The organism is Cupriavidus phytohabitans, assembly GCF_017815025.1.
In the GTDB taxonomy this organism is placed as follows: Bacteria; Pseudomonadota; Gammaproteobacteria; order Burkholderiales; family Burkholderiaceae; genus Cupriavidus.
Map to the genome: position 1 here is coordinate 1 of NZ_JAGIQB010000256.1, position 488 is coordinate 488.

1 pseudogene is annotated in these 488 nt (G+C 59.6%); it reads left to right on the forward strand.

The features are described 5' to 3' along the window. Positions 1-73: 73 nt before the first annotated feature. Positions 74-415, forward strand: a pseudogene (locus tag J8I34_RS34395) (integrase); the annotation flags it as partial. Positions 416-488: the final 73 nt, after the last annotated feature.

A 488-nucleotide genomic window follows, 5' to 3' on the forward strand; every position in this document is an offset into this window, starting at 1 on the left:
GGTGGAGTCTTCAGATTAACGCGTCAGCCTCTCGTGACGCTGACGTTCGCTGGAGGTATTTCAGCGGCCTGCTAAGGCGGAGATGCTTCGCACGTTTGCCACGGCCGCGCGAGCAGCGGGCGCGTCGCATCTGAAGGGGTTGCCGCGGTACGACGATGTGGAGAGTCCATCGGCAACGCGCCCCTATCAGGTCGTGGAATTTGACGGCCACCGGCTGGATATCCGGCTGAAGGTGGTTGTGCGCGACCCACTTGGCTTCGACCATGAGTTCGAGATCGAGCGTGTGTGGTTACTTGCGATCATCGACGTCTGCACCCGAACGGTCCTGGGCTTTCACATTGCGCTAGCTCGCGAATACAGTCGCTACGACGTCATCAAGACCATCGAGAACGCCCTGGAACCACATCGACCGAGGTATTGTCAAATTTGGTGTACGAGGGCTGATCGTGGCCGGTTCTCAGGCGGCGAGTTTCTGCTGATCCGGCGGA